Raw genomic sequence first — 24903 nt, forward strand, 5'->3', positions numbered from 1 at the left:
GGTTCTGCGGGTTGGTGGAGCTGGTCAGGCGGTGCGGACCAGTTCCGGGCGGAGCAGGGTGGGCCGCGGGGCTGGGGCCAGGGTGAGGAGGTCCAGGCCGGCTACGCCGTAGCGGAGCAGGACCAGGCGGGCCACCTCGGCGCTAACACCGAGCGGGCGCGACACCGCGACCGCTCCGGCCTTGCGAGCCGTCTGCTCGGCCCTGTCCGGCAAGACGCCCGGCGCCAGGAAGAACGAGCCGACAGCGACGTGACGACGCCCCTCGAGCCTCCACTGTAGAACGGCTTCGGCCGGGCTCGGCGACGCCGCGGTCGTGAACGCGGCAGTCACCGGTAGCTTGTGCCGCTGACCCCAGAGCCGCGCGAGCCGGGTGACGGCTGCGTTCGCCTGGGTGTCGCTGGAGCCGGCGCACGCGAGCACCAGCGCGTCCAGTTCGCGAACTCGCCCATCCTTGAGCTCGGCCCGCATCCGGCGGTCGAGCACGTCGAGCAGGGAGTCGTCGTACCCGAGGACGTCGGAGGCGATGATCCGCAGGTCCGGGAAGCGGCTGCGCGCCTCGTCGACCACGGCCGGTACGTCGACCCGGGCGTGGAAGGCGGACGACAGCAGCAGCGGGAGGATGACGATCTCCTCGACGCCTTCCGAGCTGAGCTTGTCGATCACCTGGTACGGCGTGGGCGGGCAGTGGTCGAGGAAGGAGGCTTCGATCCGCAGGTCGTCACGCATCTCGCGCAGGCAGCTGACCAGCGAGTGGACGGTGGCGGCCGAACGCGGATCGCGGCTGCCGTGGGCGAGGATCACGAGCGCTGGAGCAGTCACAGCAGTTCCCCTTCTTCGTCGTCGATCATGCCCGCCGCCAGCGTCCACCCGTCGTGGGCGTCGATCAGCAGGAACGATCCGGTGATGTTGTTGCTGGAGTACGGATCGGCGGCCAGCGGTGCGGCGATCTTCAGTTGCACCTTGCCGATGTCGTTCAGACCGAGCCCGGTGGCGTCGATGACTCCGAGCGTGTCCAGGTCCAGGGCGCCGTTGATCTTGGTGACGATGGCCTGGGCGGTAGTGGTGGTGTGCTTGATCAGCAGCCGTGCGCCGACCGCGAGCGGGCGGTCCGACAGCCAGCACACGGTGGCCGACAGCTCCCGGCGGGTGCCGGGGGAGGAGTCGGCCGCGACGATGACCGAGCCGCGGGCGACGTCGAGGTTGTCCGCGAGCCGGACCGTGACCGCCTCACCGGCGACCGCGGACGGCCGCTCGGCGACCGCGGTACCGGTCGCGCTGATGACGGCCCGGTCGATTCCCGCCACCGACGTACGGCGGCCCGCGGGCAGGACGATCACGTCGTCCCCGACCGAAACGGTGCCAGAGGCAACCGTCCCGGTGTAGCCGCGGTAGTCGCGGTACTCGTCGTCTGTCTGCGGGCGGATCACGTACTGCACCGGGAAGCGCAGCGGCCGGGCCGAGATGTCGTCGCGACCGGTCGCGTTCTCCAGGTACTCCAGCAGCGTCGGCCCGTCGTACCAGGAGGTGGCCGCGGAGCGCTCCACGACGTTGTCGCCGACCAGCGCGGAGACCGGGATCGCCTGGACATCAGCGATCCCGAGTTGGTCAGCGAGCTGGGAGACGTCCTTGCCGATGCCCTTGAAGACGGCCTCGTCGTAGCCGACCAGGTCGATCTTGTTCACCGCCAGGACCACGTGCGGCACCCGGAGGAGACCGGCGACGGCGAGGTGCCGCCGGGTCTGCTCCAGTACTCCGTGCCGCGCGTCGACCAGGATGATCACGACGTCCGCGGTGGACGCCCCGGTCACCGTGTTCCGGGTGTACTGCACGTGGCCCGGGCAGTCGGCCAGGATGAACGAGCGCTTGTCGGTCGCGAAGTACCGGTAGGCGACGTCGATCGTGATGCCTTGCTCGCGTTCGGCGCGCAGGCCGTCGGTCAGCAAAGCGAAGTCGAAGTCACCGGACCCACGGCTCGAGGAGACGTGCTGAACGTGCGCGATCTGATCGGCGAGGATCGCCTTGCAGTCGTGCAGCAACCGGCCCACCAGGGTGGACTTGCCGTCGTCGACGGAACCGGCGGTGGCCAGGCGGAGAAGCGTGCTCATCAGAAGTACCCCTCTCGCTTGCGGTCTTCCATCGCTGCCTCGCTGACCCGGTCGTCCGCCCGGGTCGCGCCTCGCTCGGTGAGTTCGCTGGCAGCCACCTCGACGACGACCTCGGCCGCCGACGACGCAGTGCTGGCGACCGCTCCCGTGCAGGACATGTCGCCGACGGTCCGGTAGCGAACCGTCCGGCTCGTCACCGTCTCGCCCTCGCGCGGCTGCGAGTAGGGGCCGACGGCAAGCAACATGCCGTCGCGCTCGAACACGTCCCGCTCGTGCGCGTAGTAGATGCTCGGGAGAGCGATCTCCTCGCGCTCGATGTAGTTCCAGACGTCCAGCTCGGTCCAGTTCGACAGCGGGAAGACCCGGACGTGCTCGCCCGGCTTGTGCTTGCCGTTGTAGAGCGACCACAGCTCAGGGCGCTGGTTGCGAGGGTCCCACTGGCCGAACTCGTCCCGCAGGCTGAAGATCCGCTCCTTGGCGCGAGCGCGTTCCTCGTCGCGGCGACCGCCGCCGAACACCGCGTCGAACCGGTGCCCGTTGATCGCGTCAAGCAACGGAACGGTCTGCAGCGGATTGCGCGTCCCATCGGAACGCTCTCGCAGCCGCCCGTCGGCGAGGTAGTCCTCGACCTTGGCGACCTCCAGCCGCAGTCCGAGGGCGGCGACGGTGGCGTCGCGGTAGTCGAGCACTTCCTGGAAGTTGTGACCCGTGTCCACGTGCAGCAGCGTGAACGGCACCGTCGCCGGCGCGAACGCCTTCCGCGCCAGGTGCAGCATCACGATGGAGTCCTTGCCACCGGAGAACAGGATCACCGGACGCTCGAACTCGGCCGCCACCTCGCGGAAGACGAAGATCGACTCGCTCTCCAGCGCATCCAGCTCGGTCACGATCGACGTGGGCGAGGAATTGGTCACAGTGCTCATGTGTGCAACCCGCATTCGATCTTGCCCTGGCCGGCCCAGCGCCCGCTGCGCGGGTCCTCGCCGGGAGCCACCTGCTTGGTGCACGGCTGGCACCCGATCGACGGGTAGCCGTCGTACTGCAGCAGGTTCACCAGCACCCCGTTGTCGGCGATGTAGGTGTCCAGGTCCGCCTGGGTCCAGGGGGCGATCGGGTTCAGCTTCACCATGTCGCGCTTCTCGTCGTACTCGACGACCTGGGTGTTCGCCCGCGTCGGCGCCTCCTCGCGGCGTACGCCGGTGACCCAGGCCTTGTAGCCGGACAGCACCCGGTTCAGCGGCTCGACCTTGCGCAGCGCGCAGCACTTGTCGGGCTCACGAGCGAACAGATCCTTGCCGTACTCCGCGTCCTGCTCGGCGACGGTCTGCTTCGGGGTGGCGTTGATCAGGTTGATCGGCAGTGTGGCAGCGACGGCGTCGCGGGTGCCGATCGTCTCGGCGAAGTGGTAGCCCGTGTCGAGGAAGAGGACGTCGACCCCGGGAGCCGCCTCGGCCGCCAGGTGGGGGAGTGCCCCGTCTGCCATCGATGCGGTCACCACCAGCTCGTCGCCGAAGGTCTCCCGCGCCCACGCCAGCACTTCCAGCGCCGAGGCGTCGGCTAGTCGTTCGTTCGCCTCTTCGGCGACGGTCTTCAGATCCGTACTCATTCCACCGTCACCCGCAGTCCGATCATCTTCAGCTGGAACACCCGTGCACAGGGCCGGCACTCCCACGCGCCATGCCCTTCCTCAGAAGGACGAAGGTCCTCATCTCCGCAGTAAGGGCAGTACAACGGTGCAGCGCGCTCGCTCACTGAAGTGCTCCTTCCTCGGCACGGACGACCCACTGGGCGAACCGCTCGCCCTCGGACCGCTCTTTCAGGTAGTTCTGGGTGACGCGCTCGACGTAGTCGGCCAGCCCGTCGGAGGTGACCTTGTGGCCGCGCAGTTTGCGGCCGAAGCCGGCGTCCAGGCCGAGCCCGCCACCGAGGTGGACCTGGTACCCCGGTACCTGGTTGCCGTCGGCATCGAGGACCAGCTGACCCTTCAGGCCGATGTCCGCGACCTGGATCCGGGCGCAGGAGTTCGGGCAGCCGTTGACGTTGACGGTGATCGGCACGTCGAGCTCGGGGATGCGCTGCTCGAGCTCGTCGATCAGCTGGGCCGCGCGGGCCTTCGTCTCGACGATCGCCAGCTTGCAGAACTCGATGCCGGTGCAGGCCATCGTGTTGCGCCGCCAGGCCGACGGCCGTGCCTGGAAACCGAGGTCGTTGAGCTGCTGGACCAGCGACTCGACCCGGGACTCCTCGACGTCGAGCACGATCAGCTTCTGTTGCGCGGTGGTCCGGATCCGGTCCGAGCCGTGCGCGGCGACCACGTCGGCCACCTTCGCCAGCGTGCTGCCGGCCACCCGGCCGACGACGGGAGCCACGCCCACGTAGTACCGGCCGTCCTTCTGCTTGTGGACGCCGACGTGGTCGCCCTGTACGGCGGGGATCTCGGGCGCGGGTCCGTCGATCAGCTTGCGCTTCAGGTACTCGTCCTCCAGCACCTGGCGGAACTTCTCGATGCCCCAGTCGGCCACCAGGTACTTCAGCCGGGCGCGGTTCCGGAGGCGGCGGTACCCGTAGTCCCGGAAGATGCTGACGACGCCCTTCCAGGCCAGGTGCACCTCGTCGAGCGGGATCCAGGCGCCGACGCGCTGGGCCAGCATCGGCGTGGTGGACAACCCGCCGCCGACCCAGAGGTCGAACCCGGGACCGTGCTCGGGGTGGACCACCCCGACGAAGCTGATGTCGTTCACCTCCGGCACCACGTCGTGGGACGGGTGGCCGGTCATCGCGGTCTTGAACTTCCGCGGCAGGTTGGAGAACTCGTTGCTGCCGATGTACTTCTCGACGATGTCGTCGATGGCCGGCGTCGGGTCGATGATCTCGTCCGCGGCGATCCCGGCCACCGGGCTGGAGATGATGACGCGCGGTACGTCGCCACAGGCCTCGGTGGTGTAGAGCCCGACGGCCTCCAGCTTCTGCCAGATCGCAGGCACGTCCTCCACCCGGATCCAGTGCAGCTGGATGTTCTGCCGGTCGGTGATGTCCGCGGTGTCGCGCGCGTAGGTGCTGGACACCTCGGCGATCACCCGCAGTTGCTCGGCGCTCAGCTGGCCCCCCTCGATCCGGACCCGGAGCATGAAGTACCTGTCGTCCAGCTCCTCCGGCTCCAGCGTCGCGGTCTTGCCGCCGTCGATGCCGGGCTTGCGCTGGGTGTAGAGCCCCCACCAGCGGAACCGGCCGCGCAGGTCGGCTGGGTCGATCGAGTCGAACCCCCGGTGGGCATAGACGTTCTCGATCCGGGCCCGGACGTTCAGGCCGTCGTCGTTCTTCTTGTTCTCTTCGTTCTTGTTGAGCGGCTCGCGGTAGCCGAGCGCCCACTGCCCTTCACCCTTGCCCTTGCGGGGGCGGGCGGGCTTGCGGGGAACGGAGGTGACGCCAGTCATCGGGGGCGTGTCCTTGTCCTCGAGACAGGTGCGTCCGCGTGAGGCGAGCTCGAAGCGTCGTCGATTCGATCTGGTCTGCGCGGTGCGCACCCAGCGGTGATCAGGTGATCAAGGGGCCGTCGTGCGGCCCGGCGGGGTGGCTGTCAGAACATCGAAGGACAACAGATGGCGCTGCGCATGCGACCGAGGTCGACGTGAATCCGACCTACGAGATGTGTCGAGCGGGCAGCGAGCATGGTGATAAGACTCAGCGCGATCGGCCGACAAATCAACTCCCATTCCTACATCGTGAGACGTGATCTCATGATGTGGCTATGTCCAGCAGTCTGCTGCAGATTGATTCGCGCTCATTCGGGCATCCCGAACGACCACGTCCTGTCGCTCGGTACAGGCGTTCCCCGAGTCCTGAGCGAGCCCCTTGTCTCAGCTACCTCGGCTGCGGATAGCCGCCGCGTGCGGCATCTGCTGCGGCGACCACCTCGTTCTCCCCGAGTGGCGACGCAGGGGCTGCGTGGGGGTTACCTGGCCGGGTGGTCGGTTCGCCAGTTTTTGATCATTTGGTTGAGGTCTTCTCGGATGAATGCGAAGAAGTCGGCGGCTTCGGCGAGGCGGTGGCCTACAGGGGTTTCGGGACCGAAGAGATCGGCGCCGGAGCGGGTGCTGGATTCCCATTCGCCGAGGGCGTCGTTGCGGCGTTCGAGGATGGCGGCGAAGACGTCTTCGCGGATGCGGTAGTGGTCCTTGCGGGAGCCGGGCAGGCGTTCGCGGGTGATGAAGGAGACCTGGAGGAGTTGGCGGACGGCGCCGGAGACGGCGGGCTGGCTGATCTGGAGGGATTCGGCGAGCTCCGCGGCGGTCATCGTGCCGGTGGGGCTGACGAGCATCCGGCCCATCACGCGGGCTGACATCGACGGGACGCCGCTGTTCGCGAGGACGCCGGCGAAGCGTTCGACGAACTGGCTGATCTCGGCAGGGGACGGATCCGGTGACATGACAGAACACTACAGGAATCAGATCTATCGCAACTATCACAGAGTTCTGATAGTTTGAATTTCATGACCTTCTCATCCGTTGCCGAAGCGCCGACGCTGACCGGCGCTCGTCGCTTCGGCGTCCTGTCCGCGCTCTGCCTGGCTGTGCTCGTGCTCGGCCTGGACACCACCGTGCTGAACGTCGCTCTGCCCACCCTGGCCGCCGACCTCGACGCCTCCACCAGCCAGCTGCAGTGGATGGCCAACTCCTACAACCTCGTACTCGCGGCCCTGCTGCTGCCCGCGGGCATGCTTGGCGACCGCTACGGGCGGCGCAAGATCATCGCGATCGCGCTCACCCTGTTCGGGGCCGCGTCGCTGGCGTGTGCGCTGTCCGACTCGGCCGGCACGCTGATCGCCTCCCGCGCCGCGCTCGGCATCGGCGCGGCGATGATCGTCCCGGTCGCGCTCTCCCTGATCACCGTGCTGTTCCGGACGCCGGAGGAGCGCAAGAAGGCGATCGGCTTCTTCGTCGTTGCCAACAGCATCGGTATGCCGCTGGGCCCGATCGTCGGCGGCCTGCTGCTCGACCACGCCGGCTGGCAGTGGATCTTCTACCTCAACGTGCCGATTGCGCTCATCGCGGCGGTCGCTGTCAGCCTGCTGGTCCCGGAGTCCCGCAGCGCCAGCCGCCCGAGCATCGACTGGCCCGGGATCGCGCTCTCCAGCGCTGGTCTGGCCTCTCTCGTGTACGGCGTGACGAAGGCAGGCGAGAGATCCTGGACGGATAGCACCACCCTCACCTTCCTGGCCCTGGCGGTCGTGCTGCTCGCCGCCTTCCTGGTCTGGCAGCGGATCCTCACGAGCCGGCCGACCGGTGAACCGCTGATCGAGCTCAGGCTGTTCAGCGAGCGGGTGTTCACCGGCAGCGCCCTGCTGCTCACCGTCGCGGTGTTCGCGATCTTCGGCCTGCTGTTCACCATGCCGCAGTACTTCCAGGGCATCGACGGGTCCGACGCGTTGCTCACCGGGTTGAAGTTGCTGCCGTTCATCGGCGGGATGACGCTCGGCGCGAAGCTGGCCGATCCGGTCGAGGCGAGGGCAGGAACCAGATTCGTCGTGACGATCGGGTTCGTCGTGATGGCGATCGGGTTCGCCCTCGGCGCGTTCACCGACCTGGACACCGGCTACGGCTACACCGCGATCTGGTTCGTGGTGGTCGGCTTCGGCCTCGGCTGCTCGATGCCGCAGGCAATGAACGCGGGCCTGGGAGTGCTCGACCCGGATCGCGCCGGGTCAGGCTCCGCGCTGCTCCAGACGTTCCGCCAGGTCGGCGGCACGGTCGGGGTCGCAGTACTGGGGACCGTGCTGAACTCGGTCTACCGCAGCAACGTCGACACGGAGGGGTTGCCGGCGCAGGCCGCGGACGCGGTCGACAAGGGCGTCGGCGGCGGCCTTGCGGTCGCGGATAAGACCGGCTCGGCGGATCTGCTCGACTCGGTCCGGGACGCGTTCCTGACCAGCCTGAACACCACGATGTGGGTGTCCGCCGGGATCGCGGTCGTCGGCGCCGCGCTGGCCGCGGTACTGATGCCGAAGCGGGCCGCGAAGGCTTCAGAGGAGGCCCTGATGGGGATCCCGCAGGACCGCTGAACGACGAAGCGCCCGCTCCCACGACTCGTGGGGGCGGGCGCTTCGCGTGCGATCAGTTCAAGTCGAGACCCGGGTACAGCGGGTGTTTGTCGAGCATCTCGGCGGAGGCGGCGTGGACCTTGTCGGCGACACCGTCGGCGAGGACGTACTTTGCCTTCGACGCGGCGCCGGCCGACGTCGTCGTCGGGGTGACGCTGGAGAGCACCTCGACCATCAGCTCGGCAACGCGGTCGAACTCGTCGGCGCCGAAGCCGCGGGTGGTCAGCGCCGGGGTGCCGATCCGGACGCCCGAGGTGTACCAGGCGCCGTTCGGGTCGCGGGGGATCGCGTTCCGGTTGGTGACGATGCCCGCGTCCAGCAGCGCCGACTCGGCCTGCCGGCCGGTGATGCCGTACGACGAGACGTCCAGCAGCACGAGGTGGTTCTCGGTGCCATCGGTGACGAGCTTGACGCCACGCTTCATCAGGCCCTCCGCCAGAGTCACCGCGTTGTCCGCGACGTTCTGCGCGTAGGTCTGGAAGGACGGCTGGCGCGCCTCGGCCAGAGCGACCGCCTTCGCTGCCATCACCTGGCCGAGCGGGCCACCGAGCACCATCGGGCACCCGCGGTCGACGGCGTCGGCGTACTCCGGCTGGCACAGCACCATGCCGCCGCGCGGGCCGCGGAGCGACTTGTGCGTGGTGGTCGTGGTGACGTGGGCGTAGGGGACCGGGTCGAAGTTGCCGGTGAAGACCTTGCCCGCGACGAGCCCCGCGAAGTGCGCCATGTCGACCATCAGCGTGGCGCCGACCTCGTCCGCGATCTCCCGCATCTTGGCGAAGTCGATCTTGCGCGGGTAGGCGGAGTAGCCGGCGATCAGGATCAGCGGCTTGAACGCGCGGGCCTGCTCGGCGACCTGGTCGTAGTCCAGCAGACCGGTCTCCGGGTTGGTGCCGTACGAGCTCTGGTGGAACATTTTGCCGGAGATGTTCGGCCGGAAACCGTGCGTCAGGTGACCGCCGGCGTCCAGCGACATGCCGAGCATCTTCTGGTCGCCGAGCGCCTTGCGGAGCTTGGTCCAGTCCTCGTCGGACAGGTCGTTGACGTGCTTCGCGCCGGCCTCGGCGAGCGCCGGGGACTCGATCCGCTGGGCCAGGATCGCCCAGAACGCGACCAGGTTGGCGTCGATGCCGGAGTGCGGCTGGACGTAGGCGTGCGGCGCGTCGAAGAGCGCCTTCGCGTGATCCGCCGCGGCCTGCTCGACGGTGTCGATGTTCTGGCAGCCGGCGTAGAAGCGGTGCCCGATGGTGCCCTCGGCGTACTTGTCCGACAGCCAGTTGCCCATCGTCAGCAAGGTGGCGGGGGACGCGTAGTTCTCACTCGCGATCAGCTTCAGCGAGGAACGCTGGTCGGCCAACTCGGCCTTGATCGCGCCGGCGATGGTGGGTTCCACCGCGCCGATCACCTCGAGCGCGTTGCGGTACGCGGCCGATGCGGCGGCGGCGTCGAAGGGTTGAGTCATCGTTGTCTCTCCTGAGGTCGCACAGGGTTTTCCTGTTACAGGGTCGTGGCACCCAGGCGCACGGTGCCGACGTCTTCTCGCTCCCCGGTGGTTGTCCACCTCACGCGCCAGTCGCGACGTTGTTCACCCTAGCGTGTCCGCCGGCCGGGTCCGGTGACGCGTCCGAGGGTTCGGAGTCCTGTCGGGCAGCCCGACGCGTGCAAGCGGTTACAGGATGCGATCGACGATGGAAGTGAAGGGAGTTGTGCGCGGTAACGTGCCGAACACCCCGCCCCAGTCGTCGCCCAGGCGGGATGCCACGAACGCGTCCGCGACCTCGGGCGTGGAGTAGCGGACGAGCAACGAGGCCTGCAGACAGACAGCCATCCGGGCCGCGAGCCGCCGCGCCCCGGCCTCCGCATCACTGAGGTCGGCCAACGACTCCAGTACTCCGGTGATCGCCGCGTCCAGCCGGTGGTCGGCACCCCGGGCGGCTCCGACCTCGGTCAGCCAGGCGTCCAGGGACTCCGGGCGCCGGAGCGCGCGGAGTACGTCGAGGGCGTTGACCGTGCCGGAGCCTTCCCAGATCGAGTTCAGCGGGGACTCGCGGAACAGCAAGGGGAGGCCGGACTCCTCGACGTATCCGTTGCCGCCCAGGCACTCCAGAGCCTCGGCCACGGTCATCGAGGTGCGCTTGCAGACCCAGAACTTCGCCAGCGGCAAGGCGATCCGGCGGAACGCCGCTGCCTGCTCGTCACCTGCCAGCGAGGCGTCCACCGCGGCGGCGAGGCGCATCGAGAGAGCGGTTGCCGCCTCGCTCTCGAGGGCGAGATCGGCCAGCACGTTCTGCATCGCCGGCTTGTCCCGCAGCAGTCCGCCGAAGGCGCTCCGGTAGGACGTGTGCCAGGTCGCCTCGACCAGTGCGCGGCGCATCAACGCGGACGACCCGAGCACGCAGTCGAGCCGGGTTGCCGCCACCATCTCGATGATGGTCCGCACGCCTGCGCCCTCGTCCCCGAGCCGGTAGCCGATCGTGCCGTGGAACTCGACCTCGCTGGAGGCGTTGGAGCGATTGCCGAGCTTCTCCTTCAACCGCTGCAGGGCGAACGCGTTCCGGTTGCCGTCAGCAAGGACGCGCGGTACGACGAAGCAGGTCAGCCCGTCCGGCGCCTGGGCGAGCACGAGGAACACGTCGACCTGCGGGGCCGAGCAGAACCACTTGTGCCCGTTCAGCAGATATTCGCCGTCGCTGCCGGAAGGCGTCGCGGTGGTGAGGTTGGCGCGGACGTCCGAGCCGCCCTGCTTCTCGGTCATGCCCATGCCCGCGAGCGCCCCGGCCTTGTCGCCCGCGCGCAGCCGGCGAGCGTCGTACGAGGTGGCGGCGAGGCTGGGGATCCATTCGGCCGCGAGTTCTTCGGACGCCCTGAGCGCTGGGACCGCGGCGTATGTCATGGAGATCGGGCAGCCGTGACCGGGCTCGACCTGGGACCAGAGGTAGAAGCCCGCGGCGCGGGTCAGGTGGGGTGCTGGGCGATCGCTGGTCCAAGGGGCCGCCTGGAGCCCGAAGCCGACGGCCTTCTCCATCAGCCAGTGCCACGACGGGTGGAACTCGACCTCGTCGATGCGGTTGCCGTAGCGGTCGTGGGTCCGCAGTACGGGTGGGTTCTGATTGGCCGGGAGCGCGTGCGAGAGCGCTTCCTGTGTTCCCGCGAGATCTCCGATCGCGGTCAGGCCGGGATCGTCGTCGAGAGCGGCAAACGGACGCAGAGCGTCACCGAGTGCCCGGTCCCGCGTGAAGAAGTTCACCCCTTGGAGTGGGGGAGCCTGGTTCGTTACCGCGAAAGGGTCCGCCATGTCAGTACGGTAAGCGGTATGGCACGCTCTGGGTCCGAGACCTCCGTCTCACTGGCATGGGCCCGTCGAATCCCCGGGACGGTCTGGAAGCTGATCACCCAGACCGTCGGCACCTGTTTGCGCTACCGGGTCACCGGACTGGCCGCGGAGGCGGCGTTCTTCGCGATCCTCTCGCTGCCGCCGCTGATCTTCGGGCTGGCCGGCAGTATCGGTTTCATCGCCAGCCGGTACTTCGAGGTCGAGACGATCGAGGACATCAAGATCCAGATCGCCGACCTGGCGGCCCGGGCGCTGACCGACGACTCGGTCAAGAACGTGATCGTGCCGACCCTGGACCAGGTGCTCGACGGTGGTCGCCCGGACGTGATCTCGATCGGTTTCGTGCTGGCCCTGTGGTCCGGCAGTCGCGCGCTCAACGTCTTCGTGGACACCATCACGATCATGTACGGGATGGGCGGCAAGCGCGGCATCATCGGCACCCGCGCCCTGTCCTTCAGCCTGTACTGCGCCGCGCTGGTGATCGGCGTCATCGTGCTTCCGCTGGTGCTGGCCGGTCCGGACGCGGTGAACGCCTTGCTGCCGCAGCGGGTCGACTTCCTGAACCAGCTCTACTGGCCCGTCGTGACGATCCTGTCGGCGGGCTTCCTGAACACCCTGTACCACCTCTCGGTGCCGGTCCGGACGCCGTGGGTGTCCGACCTACCGGGGTCCTTCCTCGCGCTGTCGATCTGGATCCTCGGCAGCTTCGTGCTGCGGTGGATCCTGCAGAGCACCGTCGGCGGGACCTCGATCTACGGGCCGCTGGCGGCGCCGATCGCGGTGCTGATGTGGCTCTACATGACGGCGATCGCAGTGCTGATCGGGGCCGCGCTGAACGCCGTGGTGGACCGGCTGTGGCCGCACAAGTCGCGGAAGGATCATCGCGAGGAGGCGCCCGAGCCCACGATGAAGGCGGAGACGGAGCTGCAGCACGGGGACCTGGTCACCCCGGCCCAGCAGCGTCCCGAGATCAAGATGGCCGAGGCAGTGGAGGCCCTTGCCGCGCCGATAGAGCAAGACCCCCCGGGCTCCGCTCCGGAAGGACCTGCTCCGGAGGCGCCGGATACACCCGCTCCACTTGTACCGCCTGCACTCGTGCCGCCTCCCTCCGCGCCGCCTCCCTCCGCGCCGCCTCCCTCCGCGCCGCCTCCTTCCGCGCCGGCGCCCGTAGTACCGGTGGTCGGGGCGGAGGGCGACGGCAAGGCCGACGGGAAGGCCGATGGGAAGGCGGAGCGGAAGCCGGCGTCGGTCGGAAAACCCAGTGCGCCCGCCAAGCCTGACGACCTACGCTGATCGCGTCGCGACAGACCGTCCCAGCAGCCCGCGGGACGGCACCAAATGGAAGGAGATGATGCCGCCATGTATGCGCAACAGGCCGATCCGGCCGTCATCTCCAGCACTGTCCGTCCGCTGACCTGATCCCGCGGCCGGACCTCCCGAAAGGTTCGCCGCAAGATGTCAGCACAACTGCAAGCCCTCGGTCTCGACACCGTCACGACCGACTACCTGAACTCGCTTCCCGGTTCGGCCGAGCTGGTGCCGGGGCGCGTGGTCCGCGTGGACAAGGGGATGTCCACGGTTCTCACCGAGGACGGTCCGGTCCGGGCCACCTGGTCCGGGGGAGTCCTCGCGGCGATCGCCGCCGATTCGCAGGCGACCCCGTGCACCGGGGACTGGGTCCTGCTGCGCGACTGGCCGGACGAGCGGATCACCGTCGAGGCCGTGGCACCACGCCGTACGGCGATCGTCCGGGCTGATGTCGGCGGCACCTCGCAGGGCCAGGTGCTCGCGTCCAACATGGACGTGATCGCGATCGTCGTCGGACTCGTACCGGAGCCGAACATCGGCCGGATCGAGCGGTTCCTCGCGCTGGCCTGGGAGAGCGGCGCGCGGCCGGTCGTAGTACTGACCAAGGCCGACCTTGTCGTCGACGCCGATTCCTTTGCGGAGGACGTGGCGACGGCAGCGCCCGGTGCCGACGTACTGGTCTGCAGTGCGACCACAGGCGACGGTCTGGAGGCCGTGAGGGCGCTCCTGGACGACAACGCCACCATGGCCCTGTTGGGAGCCAGTGGGGCGGGCAAGTCGTCACTGGTGAATGCTCTGGCCGGCGTGGAACTCCTGGACGTGCAAGCGATCCGCGAGGACGGCAAGGGACGGCATACGTCGGTACGGCGTGAGCTGATCGTGCTGCCGGCCGGTGGAGTGGTCATAGACACGCCCGGGCTGAGGGGAGTCGGTCTGCAGGAGTCCGGCGACGGCATGGCCGCGGCATTCCCGGACGTGACGGGTCTGGCCGAGCAGTGCAAGTTCAAGGACTGCGTGCACCTCACGGAGCCCGGCTGCGCAGTACGGGCGGCTCTGGAGGACGGCAGCCTGTCCGTACGCCGGTACGAGAGCTGGCAGAAGCTGCAGCGCGAGGCGGCGTACATGGCCCGGCGTTCCGACCTCCGGCTGCGCAGTGAGGCCAGGAAGAACTGGGCCCGCCAGACCAAGGAGAACCGCCGGGACCTCAAGCCGCGGCACTGAGGACTGCCGCGACCAACGCCGGGTGGTGGATGGAAGACTCGGGGCATGGATCGTTCTGTGCTGGTGACCGGGGCTTCGCGGGGCATCGGCGCGGCAGTGGCTCGGGCCTTTGCCGCCGCCGGTGATCGGGTCGCCGTCCACTACGGGGCGTCTGAGGCGGATGCCCAAGCCGTGCTGGAAGACCTGCCGGGCGCGGGGCATGTGCTGGCGCAGGCCGATCTCGCCGATCCGGCGGCGATCCTCGAGATGGTCGACGGTGCCGCCACGGCGCTCGGCAGCATCGACGTACTGGTGAACAACGCGGGGGTCTATCACCCGCACCCGATCCGCAAGACGTCGTACGACGAATGGCAGCAGGCGTGGGCCGGCACGCTCGGGGTGAACCTGGTCGGCGCGGCCAACGTCACCTGGTGCGCGGTCCGCCACATGAGCCGCGGCGGCCGGATCGTCAACGTGTCGTCGCGCGGCGCGTTCCGTGGCGAGCCGAACCAGCCCGCGTACGGCGCGAGCAAGGCGGGCCTGGTGTCGTTCAGCCAGTCACTGGCGCGAGCGCTCGGGCCGGAGGGGATCGCCGTGACGACGATCGCGCCCGGCTGGACCACAACCGACATGGCAGCCGAGGCGCTCTCCGGTGAGGGGTACGACCGCCGCCGACTGGAAAGCCCGTTGGAACGGGTGGCATCACCCGCTGAGGTGGCCGCGGCTGTTGTCTACCTCGCGTCGCCCGAGGCCGAGTTCGCCACCGGCACGGTTCTCGACTTCAACGGCGGATCTCACCTGCGCATGTGACGGTGGGAGAACTCCTCAGCGGTGATCCCCATCAGCACCATGTCCTGATAGGCGCCATCGAGGAACTCGTGGTCGCGCAGTACGCCCTCGTGGGTGAAGCCGAGGCTCTCGTGCAGCGCGATCGAGGCCTGGTTGTAGCCGTAGATCCCGGCCTCGGCCTTGTGGTACCGCCGCTCCGCGAACATGAAGCGCAGCAGGATCACCAGCGCGTCGCTGGCATAACCCCGGCGATGGAAGTTCCGCCCGATCGCGATCCCGAAACTGAACCGCCCAGCGCGCCGCGACGTCCCGTTCGTCGACAACGCCCCCACGAGCGTGTCGTTGTCCAGAGCCTCGATCGCCAACTGGAACTCGTCGTTCTCCGGCTTGCGCAGCGACTGCTCCTCAGCCCACTGCACATACCCAGCGTCCGACCGAGCCACATGCACCATGTCCGCGTTCCGCTGCACCTCGCTGTCCTGGTCGAACCGCTTGAACTCCTCCCAGTCCTCCGGCTCAACCCCCCGCAACCGAACCCGCTCCCCAACCCAAACAGACCCCATCCCCCGATCCAACCACCCCACCCCCACCCATCCACGCAATAACCACCCGAGCCGCCGCACAACCCAAGCAACAAACACCACCCAGAGCCGAAAGCCGACCGAGGGCCTCATCCATAGCAACCCGCAGTAGTGAACCACCAGCCGAAGCAGGACCAGTGGGGCACAACCTCAGCCAGAGCAGCCAGCCGACCGACAACACCAGCCAAAGCAGAAGCTTGGGCGCGACATCAGCCAGAGCAGAACCGTGGGCACAACCTCAGCCAGAGGGGAAAGCCGGGCGACGGCATCAGCCAGAGGGGATAGCCGGACGACGACACCAGCCACAGACAAGGGGGTGCGGGTGGCGAAGCCCCCGCTCCGCGGGGCGAAGCCCCGCACAAATGACGAAAGCGGCCAGGCCCACGCTGTTCGTGGGCACAGACCGCCTACCGGTTTCGTGGACGATACTGGGATCGAACCAGTGACCTCTTCCGTGTCAGGGAAGCGCGCTACCGCTGCGCCAATCGTCCTAGATCAAAAGGGTTTTCGAGGTGGAGACGGGATTCGAACCCGTGTACACGGCTTTGCAGGCCGTTGCCTCGCCTCTCGGCCACTCCACCACAGAGTCTCAGCCTACCGACCTGTTCCGAGCGGACGACCGGGTTCGAACCGGCGACCTCAACCTTGGCAAGGTTGCGCTCTACCAACTGAGCTACGTCCGCATCGCTGCCAGTCGCAGTCCGAACTTCCGGCCTGCTTGGTGCGAGAGCAGAACAGTAGCGCACTTTCCCGGGCTGTGAAAACTCGGTATCCGGGGTGTCGCACGAACCCTTCCGCAGGCGGGAAAAGTGCCACAGACGTCACATCAGCACCACCAGCAAACCTGCGTGTCGAACCCGCTCGAACCATCCGCGATCTAGTAATGCGAATGCCTCTGATTCCCGGGTTTTCCGACCATCGCGGCACCTTGTGTCTAGATCGATCCGGCCGGCAGCGCGCTACTTCTCGAGGATCGTGAGCTCTGCCTGCTCCAGGTAGTCGGCGTCGCCTAGCATTTCGATCTCGGCGATCCGGCCTTCGGAGATCGTGAACGTGAAAACCACCTGTGGTACGCCGCGATGCGCCCACACAGCACCTGCGAGTCCGTCGACCAGTGCGAGCCTCGCCGCCTGGGCTCGACCCGAGAAGTGCTCGGCGACCGCCGCGGCGCCACGAACGAGCGATGCCGCACCCCGGGCTGCAACCGCCTCGTCCGCCCGCACAACCACCTCGGGATCGAGCACCTCCAGCAATGCCTCGAAATCTCCACTGCGCGAGGCCGCCAGGAACGCGCTGACGATCTCCCGCTGCCTGCTGGAATCGGCCTCGGGAATGTCCGGATTTCCCTGCACGCGCCGGCGAGCCCGGCTCGCCAACTGCCGCGCGGCCGCGGGGGAGCGCCCGACGATCGGCGCGATGTCGTCGAACGGCATCGCGAACATGTCGTGCAGGACGAACGCGAGCCGCTCGGCCGGCGTGAGCGTCTCCAGTACTACGAGCAGCGCGAGCCCCACAGAGTCCGCCTGGACCGCTTCGAGCTCGGGGTCCGGTACTTCGTGGTCGGCGAGCACGGGGGAGTGCTCCCCGACGGCCTGCTCGGGGCGCGACCGGCGCAGGCGGAGCATGTCCAGGCAGATCCGCCCGACGACGGTGGTCAGCCAGCCGCCGAGGTTGTCGATCGAAGCCGGATCGGACCGGCTGAGCCGGATCCACGATTCCTGGACCGCATCCTCGGCCTCCTGCTGCGATCCGAGCATCCGGTAGGCCACTGCCCGCAGGTGGTCCCGGTTCTCCTCGAAACGAGCCGCGAGCCAGTCGTCTTCGCGCATGGCAATCACTCTTTCATCCGGCGACGGTCACACCTTCGGTTCGGCGTCCGTCATGGGGGTGACGGAGCGAACCCCGCAGATGTGACACTGCAGGACCACACCCCGAGGAGAGCACTCGTGACAGACCCCGCGCCCCGGAGCCTCGAGGCTCGCCGGCAGGACACCCTGAAGCGCCTGGAGACCGACGTCGACGCCTGGGTGTCGACCGCCTCAGCCGACGGTACGCCGTACTTGATGCCCCTGTCGTTTCTCTGGGAGAACGGCACCCTCCTGCTCTCCACGGCCAAGAACAACCCCACAAGTCGCAACCTCCAGGCCAACCCCATGGTGCACCTGTCCATCGGCGAGACCCGAGACGTAGTCCTCATCACCGGCACCGCCGAAGTCCTCAAACCCGAAGCCCTGACTCTGGAGACCGGAGACACCTTCGCGACCAAGACCGGCTTCGACCCCAGAGCACTGAAGAGCCCATACCTGTACTTCCGCGTGACCCCAGACCGAATCCAAGCCTGGCGCGAGGTCAACGAACTCCCCAACCGAGACCTGATGCTCAACAGCACCTGGCTCACCTGACAGCCGAAACACCAGCCAGCGAAGCAGCCGGCAAGCCACAAGCCGCGCCCGCATCCAGCCACAACAACCCGCCACCGACGAGCCCGCCACCCGCTCGTCCCGCCGGCGCCCCCGACCCCGCGCAGTGGTAGAGACCTCGGACAGGTGCTGGGCACCTGGGACAGGTTGTGGGGACCTCGGACAGGTTCTGGGACCACGACCTCGTACGGGTTGTGGGGACCTCGGACAGGTTGTGGGGACCGGGGACAAGCCATTTCGTGTCCAAGGTCCCGACTTCCTGTCCGAGCCCGCACCTTGTGCACGTAACCGGGGGGCGGGGTCAGCCACAGTGGAAACCGTGCGGGCACGGGGCGTCAGTCGCAGCAGAGGCCGTGGTCACAACCTCAGCCAGACGAGAGAGCCGGGAGACGGCATGAGCCAGAGGGGAGAGCCGGGAGACAACATGAGCCAGAGAGGAAAGCCGGGAGGCGGCACCAGCCACAGACAAGGGGGTGCGGGTGGCGAAGCCCCCGCTCTGCGGGCGAAGCCCCGCACAAATGACGAAAGCGGCCAGGCCCACGCTGTTCGTGGGCACAGACCGCCTACCGGTTTCGTGGACGATACTGGGATCGAACCAGTGACCTCTTCCGTGTCAGGGAAGCGCGCTACCGCTGCGCCAATCGTCCTAGATCAAAAGGGTTTTCGAGGTGGAGACGGGATTCGAACCCGTGTACACGGCTTTGCAGGCCGTTGCCTCGCCTCTCGGCCACTCCACCAAGTGAGAAAGCTGGCCTGCCGAACCCTCTCCGAGCGGACGACCGGGTTCGAACCGGCGACCTCAACCTTGGCAAGGTTGCGCTCTACCAACTGAGCTACGTCCGCGTTGCGACCGGGTTTTCGTTCCCCTCGGCGCGAGAAGAACATTAGCCCATCCTCGCTGGAGTTCAAAAACGGGGGTCACCTTCCGGCCCACCGATGGTCATCGGCCGGTCACACAACGCCTGCGCCACAGGGCCTCCGGGGAGCGAGGTGGGCCTGCGGCGACGGATCTGCGGGGTGGCGGCATAGGGTGTCTCCCGGTTGGAAGGAGTACTGATGATCATCTGGCTGAACGGCGCCCTGCGGGACGAGTCGGCTGCCATCTCGCCGCTGGACCACGGGCTGACCACCGGTGACGGGGTCTTCGAGACGCTGAAGATCGTGGACGGGCAACCGTTCGCGGTGAGCAAGCACCTCGACCGGCTGGTCGTCTCGGCGACCGGGCTGGGACTGCCGGCGCCGGACCTGGCGCAGGTGCGTGACGCGATCGCCACTGTTGTAAAGGCGGACCCGGACATCGCGTTCGGCCGGCTGCGGATCACGTACACCGGCGGGGTCTCACCGCTGTCCTCCGATCGCGGCACGGTCGGGCCGACGCTGATCGTCGCGTCCCAGGCGATCGAGAAGCCCGCATCGAGCTCGGCGATCGTGACGGTCCCGTGGGTCCGCAACGAGCGAAGCGCCGTCGCCGGTCTGAAGACGACCTCGTACGCCGAGAACGTCCGCGCGCTCGCGTATGCCAAGGCGCGCGGCGGGAGCGAGGCGATCTTCGCAAACACCGTCGGCAACCTCTGCGAGGGGACCGGCTCGAACGTCTTCTGCGTCTTCGACGGCGAACTGGTCACCCCGACCCTCGAGTCGGGCGCCCTCGCCGGAGTCACCCGGAATCTGGTCATCGCCTGGTTCGGCGCGGTCGAGCGTGATGTGCCGCTGAGCCGCTTGGCCGAGGCGGATGAGATCTTCCTTACGTCCACCACCCGCGACGTCCAGGCCATCCACCGGGCCGACGACCGCGACCTGGCCGCCCCGGGCGAAGTCACCGCAGCCGTCGCCAAGGTCTTCGCGGCACGCTCCGCCGAAGACCTCGACCCGTAACCACCGAAGCGACCGCACCACGAGCACCCCACGCGGCAGAGCGCAGTACGAGATCACCCCGCGGCACGTAGTACGGGAGCAGTACGCCGAGCGGTGGGGGCGCTCGGCGTACCTGGTCGGCTACTCGCCGGCGGACTTGCGGCGTTCGCGGTAGGCGGCGACGTGCAAGCGGTTGCCGCAGGTCCGGGCGTCGCAGTACCGCTTGGACCGGTTGCGCGACAGGTCGATCAGCGCGTCGTCGCAGTCCGGTGCCTCGCAGCGGCGCAGGCGCTCGCGCTCACCGGCCGAGATCACCTGGGCGAGCGCGATCCCGCACTCGACGGTGATCCGGCAGGTCAGCGAGGCGCCGTCCCGGGAGTAGTGGATGTGCCACGGGTGCCCGTCGTGGTTGGTGAGCCGTGGCGTGGTGGTCCCGCGGGCGACGATCGCGTTGATCATCGCGGCGGCGTCGGCGTCGGAGTCGGTGGTGAAGACCGGGGCGAACAGCGGCCGCAGGTCGCGGACGTCCTGCAGATCGGTGTCCGTCAGGTTCCCGACCGCGCTGAACTCCCGCTCGTGGACGAATTTCTCCAGGTCCTCGAGCGTCTCCATGGTGTCGACCTGGCTACTGGGTCCGGGCAGGGTGTTGACGAGTCGGACCAGCGTGGCGAGCGCGTGCTCGGTGTCGTGCGAGAAAGTCACAGTGATGTCTCCAACGCGACGGGGTCTCCGTCTTGCAGACAGAGTAGCCCGGCCCGATTCGTACGTCGCGGATCAATGCGCTATGGTTTCACCCGCACGGCAACACAGTGCAACATCGAGAACAACAGATCCGGGCGATTGGCGCAGTGGTAGCGCGCTTCGTTCACACCGAAGAGGTCACTGGTTCGAACCCAGTATCGCCCACAGCAGGAAGCAGCAGGTCAGAGCGGGAACCCGGCACCAGCCGAGTCCCCGCTCTCGTCATTTCAGCCCTCGTCAGGCAGCGAAAGTCAGCGAGAGCGTCCAAGACCCTCTCCTGGGAGCCTCCTTGGACGTGGGTGTAGATCGCCAGCGTGGTTGTCGGGCGCTCGTGTGCCATCACCCGCTGTACGTCGGGAGCCGGCACACCCGAGGTGATCAGCCACGAGGCGTATGAGTGGCGGAGGTCGTGGAACCTGAGCCCGCCCTCGCCGTGTCTCGCGATTGCCTTGACTGCCTGAACAGCGGTCGAGAACACCTCGGACATGTCGCCGGTCGGCGTCGGCCAGGTCGCCCGGAACTTCTCACCCTCCTCGGTGACCGCGCCGAGCAACTCAGCCCGAACAAGAGCTGGCCGCCAGATGCGCGCCCTGAACAACGTCTTTCGGAGCGGTGTCCCGGCTTCGTTAATGAAGACCTCACCGGCCGGGCCGGTGCCGTACTCATCCCGATGACGCTTCAGCAGGGTCACTCACCATGGACGGCAGCGGAACGACGCGGCGCCCGGCACGCGACTTCGGGTAATGCTTCGACGTCACATGCCCGCTGACTTCAATGGCAACGCGCTCTACTCGCAAAGTGCCGGCACTGAGGTCGATCGATTCCCAACGGAGTCCGATGCACTCTCCCCAGCGAAGCCCCGTTCCGCCAGCCAGTGCGACCAAACGCCGATGACGGGGGATTGGCGGGTAGGGTTGCTCTGTGAAGGCCTCCCGGCTGATGGTCTGCCGGTCGCCTGCTTGCTGTCGCTTCTTCGGCAGCCTGACCCCAGCCGCCGCATTGATCGCGATCAGCCCGTCCCGAATGGCTGCCTTCAGTTCGGCGCCGAACAGCCGGTGGCATTCGGTCACAGTCGCGGGGGATTGGTGTGCGGAGAGCTGTGTAACCACTTCTGCACTGACGAATGATCGATAGCGGCCAGCGGAGCGTTAGCCCACCGAGGCAGGAAATGCGTGCGCAGCAGGGAGAGGTCTCGTGCCCTGGTGGTGAGCTCGACGTTGTGCGAGTCGAGCCATTCGGCCGCACACCTGGCGATGATCTGCGCTGAGAAATGGTTACTCTGTCATCTTTACGAAACCTTCCTGGACTAGCTGTGTCGTCCTGGCCATGGCGTTCCTGTCGACGACGATGTCCGGGAGCAGGTCCTCGTTTCCCCAGCCGTGTGCCTTCGCGGTGGCACCGCAAAGTTCGACTTTCACGCCGCTCCCCATGAGATTGGCGAGCAGGTCCTTGTAGGGGTTACCCGAGGCGATGCCACGCTCGGCGTTGTATGCGTCGTCGTGCAGAGTGGCGTGACCGGCGTTGGTATGGAAGACGGCAATGACGTCCGATGTGGCCTGCCATTCGGCGACATCGTCGCGGGTAAGTCCGAGGTGGAAGAGCGACGCGGGCAGGTCGCCCTCGAAAGCCAACGCCCCGATGCTGTAAACGACTCTGACATCAGACAGTTCGACAGGCACATCAATGTGCAATGGCTTCGCTGCAGCTTTCATTTCATTTCCTTCCGAGGGGGCGAAGAAAGCCACCCGGCACCGGCCGAGTCCCCCGCTCTCGCTGTTTCAACCTTCGTCCGCCTACTGACGGGCCATGGCGACCTTCAGGTCGGTCTCGTTGTCGGGGATGAGGTCTTCGCCGGAGAGGTCGATCGTCACCCGCTTGAGGGTGCCGGTGAAGGCGAAGTCATCGTGGTAGAAGTCCGGGGCGACGCGGCTGCCGCCGTCGTGACCGCAGGTTAGGCCCTCGGAGCTGAAGATGTTCGGGACCGTGTGCGGCATGTCGACCGCTCCGACGAGCTTGTCGTTGATGTACAGCTGGCCGATCGCGGGTACGCCCTTTCCGACCGTGAAGTCGGGTTTCCCGGTGGGTTCGAACTCGTAGCGCAGGGATGCTTCGCCGGCGTGCACGTCCTCGTCCGAGCTGATAGTGAAGAAGTCGCGGCCGAGGAAGTTGTAGACGAAGTGCAGCCGGTTGTCCTTCACGAAGAGGGAGTAGCCACCTACCCGGCCACCGTGGGCGACGAGGACGCCCTCGGCGCCAGTCTCGGGGATCTGCACGTCGGCCGTGATGGTGAAGGGCCGGTTGTAGACCTTGGGCGCTGCGGAGAACGGCGTCGGCGACCCGCCGGGGTAGTACACGAAGCGGTCACGTGGCTTGGCGATGGTGGGACGTTCGACGTTGATCCGTTGCAGCATCGAGCCATCGATCGGCATCACGTTGTACTTGCCCGCCTCGGCCCACCAGCGACCGATCATCTCGACCACCTTGTCGCGGTGGTCGGCCGCCACGTTCCTGGTCTCCGAGTAGTCGGTGGTGAGGTCGTACAGCTCCCAGCTGTTTGCCTCGATGTCGGCGAGCACCTTTGCGTCGATCGGGCTGCCGTATTGGCGTCCCTTCTGAGCGGCCTCGGTAAAGCTCGGGCCGGGCCAGGGACAGACCGCTCGCCAGCCGTCGTGGTAGATGGACCGGTGACCGAACATCTCGTAGTACTGCGTGTGGTGCCGGGTCGGGGCCTCGGCCTCGTTGAACGTGTGGGCGAAGCTCACGCCTTCGATCGGTGCCTGCGTGACGCCGCGAATCGTGGCCGGCGGCGTGATCCCGAGGGCGTCGAGCACGGTCGGCACCAGGTCGATGATGTGCCCGTACTGGGTGCGGATCTCACCGCGGGCGGTGATCTTGTCGGGCCACGAGATGATGCACGGGTCGGTGGTGCCGCCCCGGTACGTCTCCCGCTTCCAGCGCCGGAACGGCGTGTTGCCGGCGTTGGTCCATCCCCAGGCGTAGTGGTTGAAGACGTTAGGGCCGCCCAGCTCGTCGATTCGCCGCAGGTTCTCCTCCATCGACTCCGGAACGTTGTTGAAGAACATCATCTCGTTGAGCGATCCGACCGGTCCGCCCTCCGAGCTCGCGCCGTTGTCGGAGATGAGCAGGAACAAGGTGTTGTCGAGTTCGCCGATCTCCTCCAGGAAACTGACGACCCGGCCGAACTCGTGATCGGTGTAGCTCAGGAACCCGGCGTACACCTCCATCATCCGCGCGAACACCTTCCGGGAATCCTCCGAAAGCGTCTCCCACTCGGGAACGTCGGGGTCGTGCGCGGACAACTCGGTCCCGGCCGGGAGGATGCCCATGGCCAGCTGGCGCTCATGGACCACCCGGCGGTACTCGTCCCAGCCGCCGTCGAACTTGCCCTTGTACTTGTCGGCCCACTCCTTGGAGACGTGGTGCGGCGCGTGGCCGGCTCCGGTGCAGTAGTGCAGGTAGAACGGCTTGTCCGGCGCGTTGACGTGGGCGTCCTGGATGAACTCGATCGCCCTGTCGGCCAGGTCGGCGCTCAGGTGGTAGCCGTCCTCCGGTTGGGCGGGCTGCTCGATCGAGTGGTTGTCGTACACGAGCTCGGGGTACCACTGGTTCGTGTCGCCGCCCAGGAAGCCGTAGAAGCGCTCGAACCCTCGGCCGAGCGGCCAACGCTCGTAGGGCCCAGCCGGCGTTTCGTGCTCCGGCGGCGACAAGTGCCACTTGCCGACCAGGAACGTGTTGTACCCGTGCGGCAGGAGCATCTCGCTCAACATGCCCTTGTCGAACGGCAGGATGGCGTTGTAGCCCGGATAACCGGTGGACGTCTCCGCGATCGTGGCCAGCCCCAGGGAATGGTGGTTCCGCCCGGTCAGGATGGCACCGCGCGAGGGCGAGCACAGGGCCGTCGTGTGCATGTTGGTGTAGCGGAGCCCGTTGTCGGCGAACCGGTCCAGGACAGGAGTCTCGACCAGACCGCCGAAACTCGACAACTGCCCGAACCCGACGTCGTCGAGCACGAACATCAACACGTTGGGTGCCCCCTCGGTTGCCCGCGGCGGCGTCGGCCAGGCGGGGCTCGACTCATCCGCCGTCCGCCCGATCACACCCGGAAACGGCTGCCCATCGCTGTAGGTGACTATGTCGCTCATCCGCTGACCCCTCCCGATCCGAGACAAACCGATGTGTGCGCCGAACGGCAGCCCCGTGATCTCGACCCGGGTACCCGAAATGGTTCGACCAGGCCAGCTGCACCCTCACACGCGGCCAACAGTTCCAGCCTCGATCGGCCACGTCGTCATCCCGAGTGGGTGAGCCCCCCGCTCTCCTGTAGGCAGGCCTGGACCTACGGATCAGCTGGGTCGGGCGGGGGCTACTGAGCGTGGTCGGGGTCGTTGGGTGGCTGGCTCCACAGGGTCAGGAGGAGGGGGTTCACCTGGTCGGGGCGTTGTTGGTGGGGGCA

The 24903-nt window shown here is 67.5% G+C and carries 21 protein-coding genes, 7 tRNA genes and 1 riboswitch; of the genes, 7 read left to right on the top strand and 21 right to left on the bottom strand.

All coding sequences use genetic code 11. The annotated features are described in order from the left end of the window. Positions 1–24: 24 nt before the first annotated feature. The 6 genes from EV648_RS28290 to EV648_RS28315 form a co-directional block, all read right to left on the bottom strand. Positions 25–819 carry a sirohydrochlorin chelatase gene (locus EV648_RS28290; protein ID WP_132298122.1) on the bottom strand — a complete coding sequence of 265 codons (795 nt, stop codon included), beginning with the start codon at positions 817–819 and terminating at the stop codon, positions 25–27. Beyond that, a complete protein-coding gene (locus tag EV648_RS28295; RefSeq protein WP_132298124.1) occupies positions 816–2105 on the bottom strand; it encodes a sulfate adenylyltransferase subunit 1 in 1290 nt (429 codons plus the stop codon). Before EV648_RS28295 ends, EV648_RS28290 begins: the two co-directional genes overlap by 4 nt. Then, positions 2105–3028, bottom strand: a complete 924-nt coding sequence (gene cysD / locus EV648_RS28300) for a sulfate adenylyltransferase subunit CysD (RefSeq protein WP_132298126.1) — start codon at positions 3026–3028, stop codon at positions 2105–2107. Before cysD ends, EV648_RS28295 begins: the two co-directional genes overlap by 1 nt. Beyond that, positions 3025–3711 (bottom strand): phosphoadenylyl-sulfate reductase, encoded by a 687-nt coding sequence (locus EV648_RS28305; RefSeq protein WP_132298128.1) that lies wholly within the window; start codon positions 3709–3711, stop codon positions 3025–3027. The genes cysD and EV648_RS28305 overlap by 4 nt, the downstream gene beginning before the upstream one ends. A 142-nt stretch (positions 3712–3853) precedes the next feature. Beyond that, complete coding sequence (locus EV648_RS28310; RefSeq protein ID WP_132298130.1) at positions 3854–5539, bottom strand: nitrite/sulfite reductase; 1686 nt, start codon at positions 5537–5539, stop codon at positions 3854–3856. 518 nt (positions 5540–6057) lie between these two features. After that, complete coding sequence (locus tag EV648_RS28315) at positions 6058–6531, bottom strand: GbsR/MarR family transcriptional regulator (RefSeq protein WP_132298132.1); 474 nt, start codon at positions 6529–6531, stop codon at positions 6058–6060. A gap of 63 nt (positions 6532–6594) precedes the next feature. On the opposite strand from EV648_RS28315, the gene EV648_RS28320 reads away from it, so the two are divergent. Then, the gene (locus EV648_RS28320; RefSeq protein ID WP_132298134.1) at positions 6595–8163 is read left to right on the top strand and encodes an MFS transporter; all 1569 of its coding nucleotides are present in this window, start codon (positions 6595–6597) and stop codon (positions 8161–8163) included. 52 nt (positions 8164–8215) lie between these two features. Here EV648_RS28320 and EV648_RS28325 read toward each other — a convergent pair whose 3' ends face one another. Both EV648_RS28325 and EV648_RS28330 read right to left on the bottom strand, forming a co-directional pair. Further along, complete coding sequence (locus tag EV648_RS28325; protein ID WP_132298136.1) at positions 8216–9664, bottom strand: glycine hydroxymethyltransferase; 1449 nt, start codon at positions 9662–9664, stop codon at positions 8216–8218. Positions 9665–9707: 43 nt separating this feature from the next. Continuing rightward, positions 9708–9785: riboswitch (ZMP/ZTP riboswitch) on the bottom strand. A gap of 86 nt (positions 9786–9871) precedes the next feature. Further along, complete coding sequence (locus EV648_RS28330; protein WP_132298138.1) at positions 9872–11497, bottom strand: acyl-CoA dehydrogenase family protein; 1626 nt, start codon at positions 11495–11497, stop codon at positions 9872–9874. Positions 11498–11515: 18 nt separating this feature from the next. Here EV648_RS28330 and EV648_RS28335 point away from each other — a divergent pair, with 18 nt between their 5' ends. The 3 genes from EV648_RS28335 (at position 11516) to EV648_RS28345 (ending at position 14854) form a co-directional block, all read left to right on the top strand. Next, on the top strand, positions 11516–12829 hold the full coding sequence (locus EV648_RS28335; protein WP_132298140.1) for a YihY/virulence factor BrkB family protein: 1314 nt from the start codon (positions 11516–11518) through the stop codon (positions 12827–12829). Positions 12830–12991: 162 nt separating this feature from the next. Continuing rightward, positions 12992–14065, top strand: coding sequence for a ribosome small subunit-dependent GTPase A (gene rsgA / locus EV648_RS28340; protein ID WP_132298142.1), 1074 nt, complete (start codon positions 12992–12994; stop codon positions 14063–14065). A 45-nt stretch (positions 14066–14110) separates the two neighbouring features. Next, entirely contained in the window at positions 14111–14854 is a 744-nt protein-coding gene (locus EV648_RS28345; protein WP_132298144.1) for an SDR family NAD(P)-dependent oxidoreductase, read from the top strand. Here EV648_RS28345 and EV648_RS28350 read toward each other — a convergent pair. From EV648_RS28350 to EV648_RS28370, 5 genes are all read right to left on the bottom strand, one after another. Next, positions 14839–15363 (bottom strand): GNAT family N-acetyltransferase, encoded by a 525-nt coding sequence (locus EV648_RS28350; RefSeq protein WP_199234868.1) that lies wholly within the window; start codon positions 15361–15363, stop codon positions 14839–14841. The genes EV648_RS28345 and EV648_RS28350 overlap by 16 nt on opposite strands. A 470-nt stretch (positions 15364–15833) precedes the next feature. Then, positions 15834–15905, bottom strand: a tRNA-Val gene (locus EV648_RS28355). A gap of 19 nt (positions 15906–15924) precedes the next feature. Then, positions 15925–15995: transfer RNA gene (locus tag EV648_RS28360), tRNA-Cys, on the bottom strand. Between the two features lie 29 nt (positions 15996–16024). After that, a tRNA-Gly gene (locus tag EV648_RS28365) sits at positions 16025–16097 on the bottom strand. Between the two features lie 276 nt (positions 16098–16373). Next, complete coding sequence (locus tag EV648_RS28370; protein ID WP_132298148.1) at positions 16374–17243, bottom strand: sigma-70 family RNA polymerase sigma factor; 870 nt, start codon at positions 17241–17243, stop codon at positions 16374–16376. 117 nt (positions 17244–17360) lie between these two features. Here EV648_RS28370 and EV648_RS28375 point away from each other — a divergent pair, with 117 nt between their 5' ends. Beyond that, positions 17361–17816 (top strand): pyridoxamine 5'-phosphate oxidase family protein, encoded by a 456-nt coding sequence (locus EV648_RS28375; RefSeq protein ID WP_132298150.1) that lies wholly within the window; start codon positions 17361–17363, stop codon positions 17814–17816. Between the two features lie 593 nt (positions 17817–18409). Here EV648_RS28375 and EV648_RS28380 read toward each other — a convergent pair. From EV648_RS28380 to EV648_RS28390, 3 genes are all read right to left on the bottom strand, one after another. After that, positions 18410–18481 (bottom strand) — tRNA-Val (locus EV648_RS28380). Between the two features lie 19 nt (positions 18482–18500). Then, positions 18501–18571, bottom strand: a tRNA-Cys gene (locus EV648_RS28385). Between the two features lie 33 nt (positions 18572–18604). Further along, positions 18605–18677: transfer RNA gene (locus EV648_RS28390), tRNA-Gly, on the bottom strand. A 213-nt stretch (positions 18678–18890) separates the two neighbouring features. Between EV648_RS28390 and EV648_RS28395 the strand changes: the two genes are divergently transcribed. Continuing rightward, a complete protein-coding gene (locus EV648_RS28395) occupies positions 18891–19709 on the top strand; it encodes an aminotransferase class IV (protein WP_132298152.1) in 819 nt (272 codons plus the stop codon). Between the two features lie 120 nt (positions 19710–19829). On the opposite strand, the gene EV648_RS28400 is transcribed toward EV648_RS28395, so the two are convergent. After that, positions 19830–20390 carry a CGNR zinc finger domain-containing protein gene (locus tag EV648_RS28400; protein WP_132298154.1) on the bottom strand — a complete coding sequence of 187 codons (561 nt, stop codon included), beginning with the start codon at positions 20388–20390 and terminating at the stop codon, positions 19830–19832. Between the two features lie 132 nt (positions 20391–20522). On the opposite strand from EV648_RS28400, the gene EV648_RS28405 reads away from it, so the two are divergent. After that, positions 20523–20594 (top strand) — tRNA-Val (locus EV648_RS28405). Here the strand turns inward: EV648_RS28405 and EV648_RS45305 are convergent. The 4 genes from EV648_RS45305 to EV648_RS28425 all read right to left on the bottom strand — a co-directional run bounded on the left by EV648_RS45305 (position 20554) and on the right by EV648_RS28425 (position 24592). Beyond that, on the bottom strand, positions 20554–20916 hold the full coding sequence (locus EV648_RS45305; RefSeq protein WP_199234884.1) for a tyrosine-type recombinase/integrase: 363 nt from the start codon (positions 20914–20916) through the stop codon (positions 20554–20556). The two genes, EV648_RS28405 and EV648_RS45305, sit on opposite strands and share 41 nt — an antisense overlap. Before the next feature lie 175 nt (positions 20917–21091). Then, positions 21092–21499, bottom strand: a complete 408-nt coding sequence (locus EV648_RS28415; protein ID WP_158294087.1) for a tyrosine-type recombinase/integrase — start codon at positions 21497–21499, stop codon at positions 21092–21094. A 204-nt stretch (positions 21500–21703) separates the two neighbouring features. Next, positions 21704–22141, bottom strand: a complete 438-nt coding sequence (locus tag EV648_RS28420) for a DsrE family protein (RefSeq protein WP_132298158.1) — start codon at positions 22139–22141, stop codon at positions 21704–21706. Positions 22142–22222: 81 nt separating this feature from the next. Further along, complete coding sequence (locus EV648_RS28425; RefSeq protein ID WP_132298160.1) at positions 22223–24592, bottom strand: arylsulfatase; 2370 nt, start codon at positions 24590–24592, stop codon at positions 22223–22225. Between the last annotated feature and the right edge of the window lie 311 nt (positions 24593–24903).

Source organism: Kribbella sp. VKM Ac-2568 (assembly GCF_004345365.1).
In the GTDB taxonomy this organism is placed as follows: Bacteria; Actinomycetota; Actinomycetes; order Propionibacteriales; family Kribbellaceae; genus Kribbella; species Kribbella orskensis.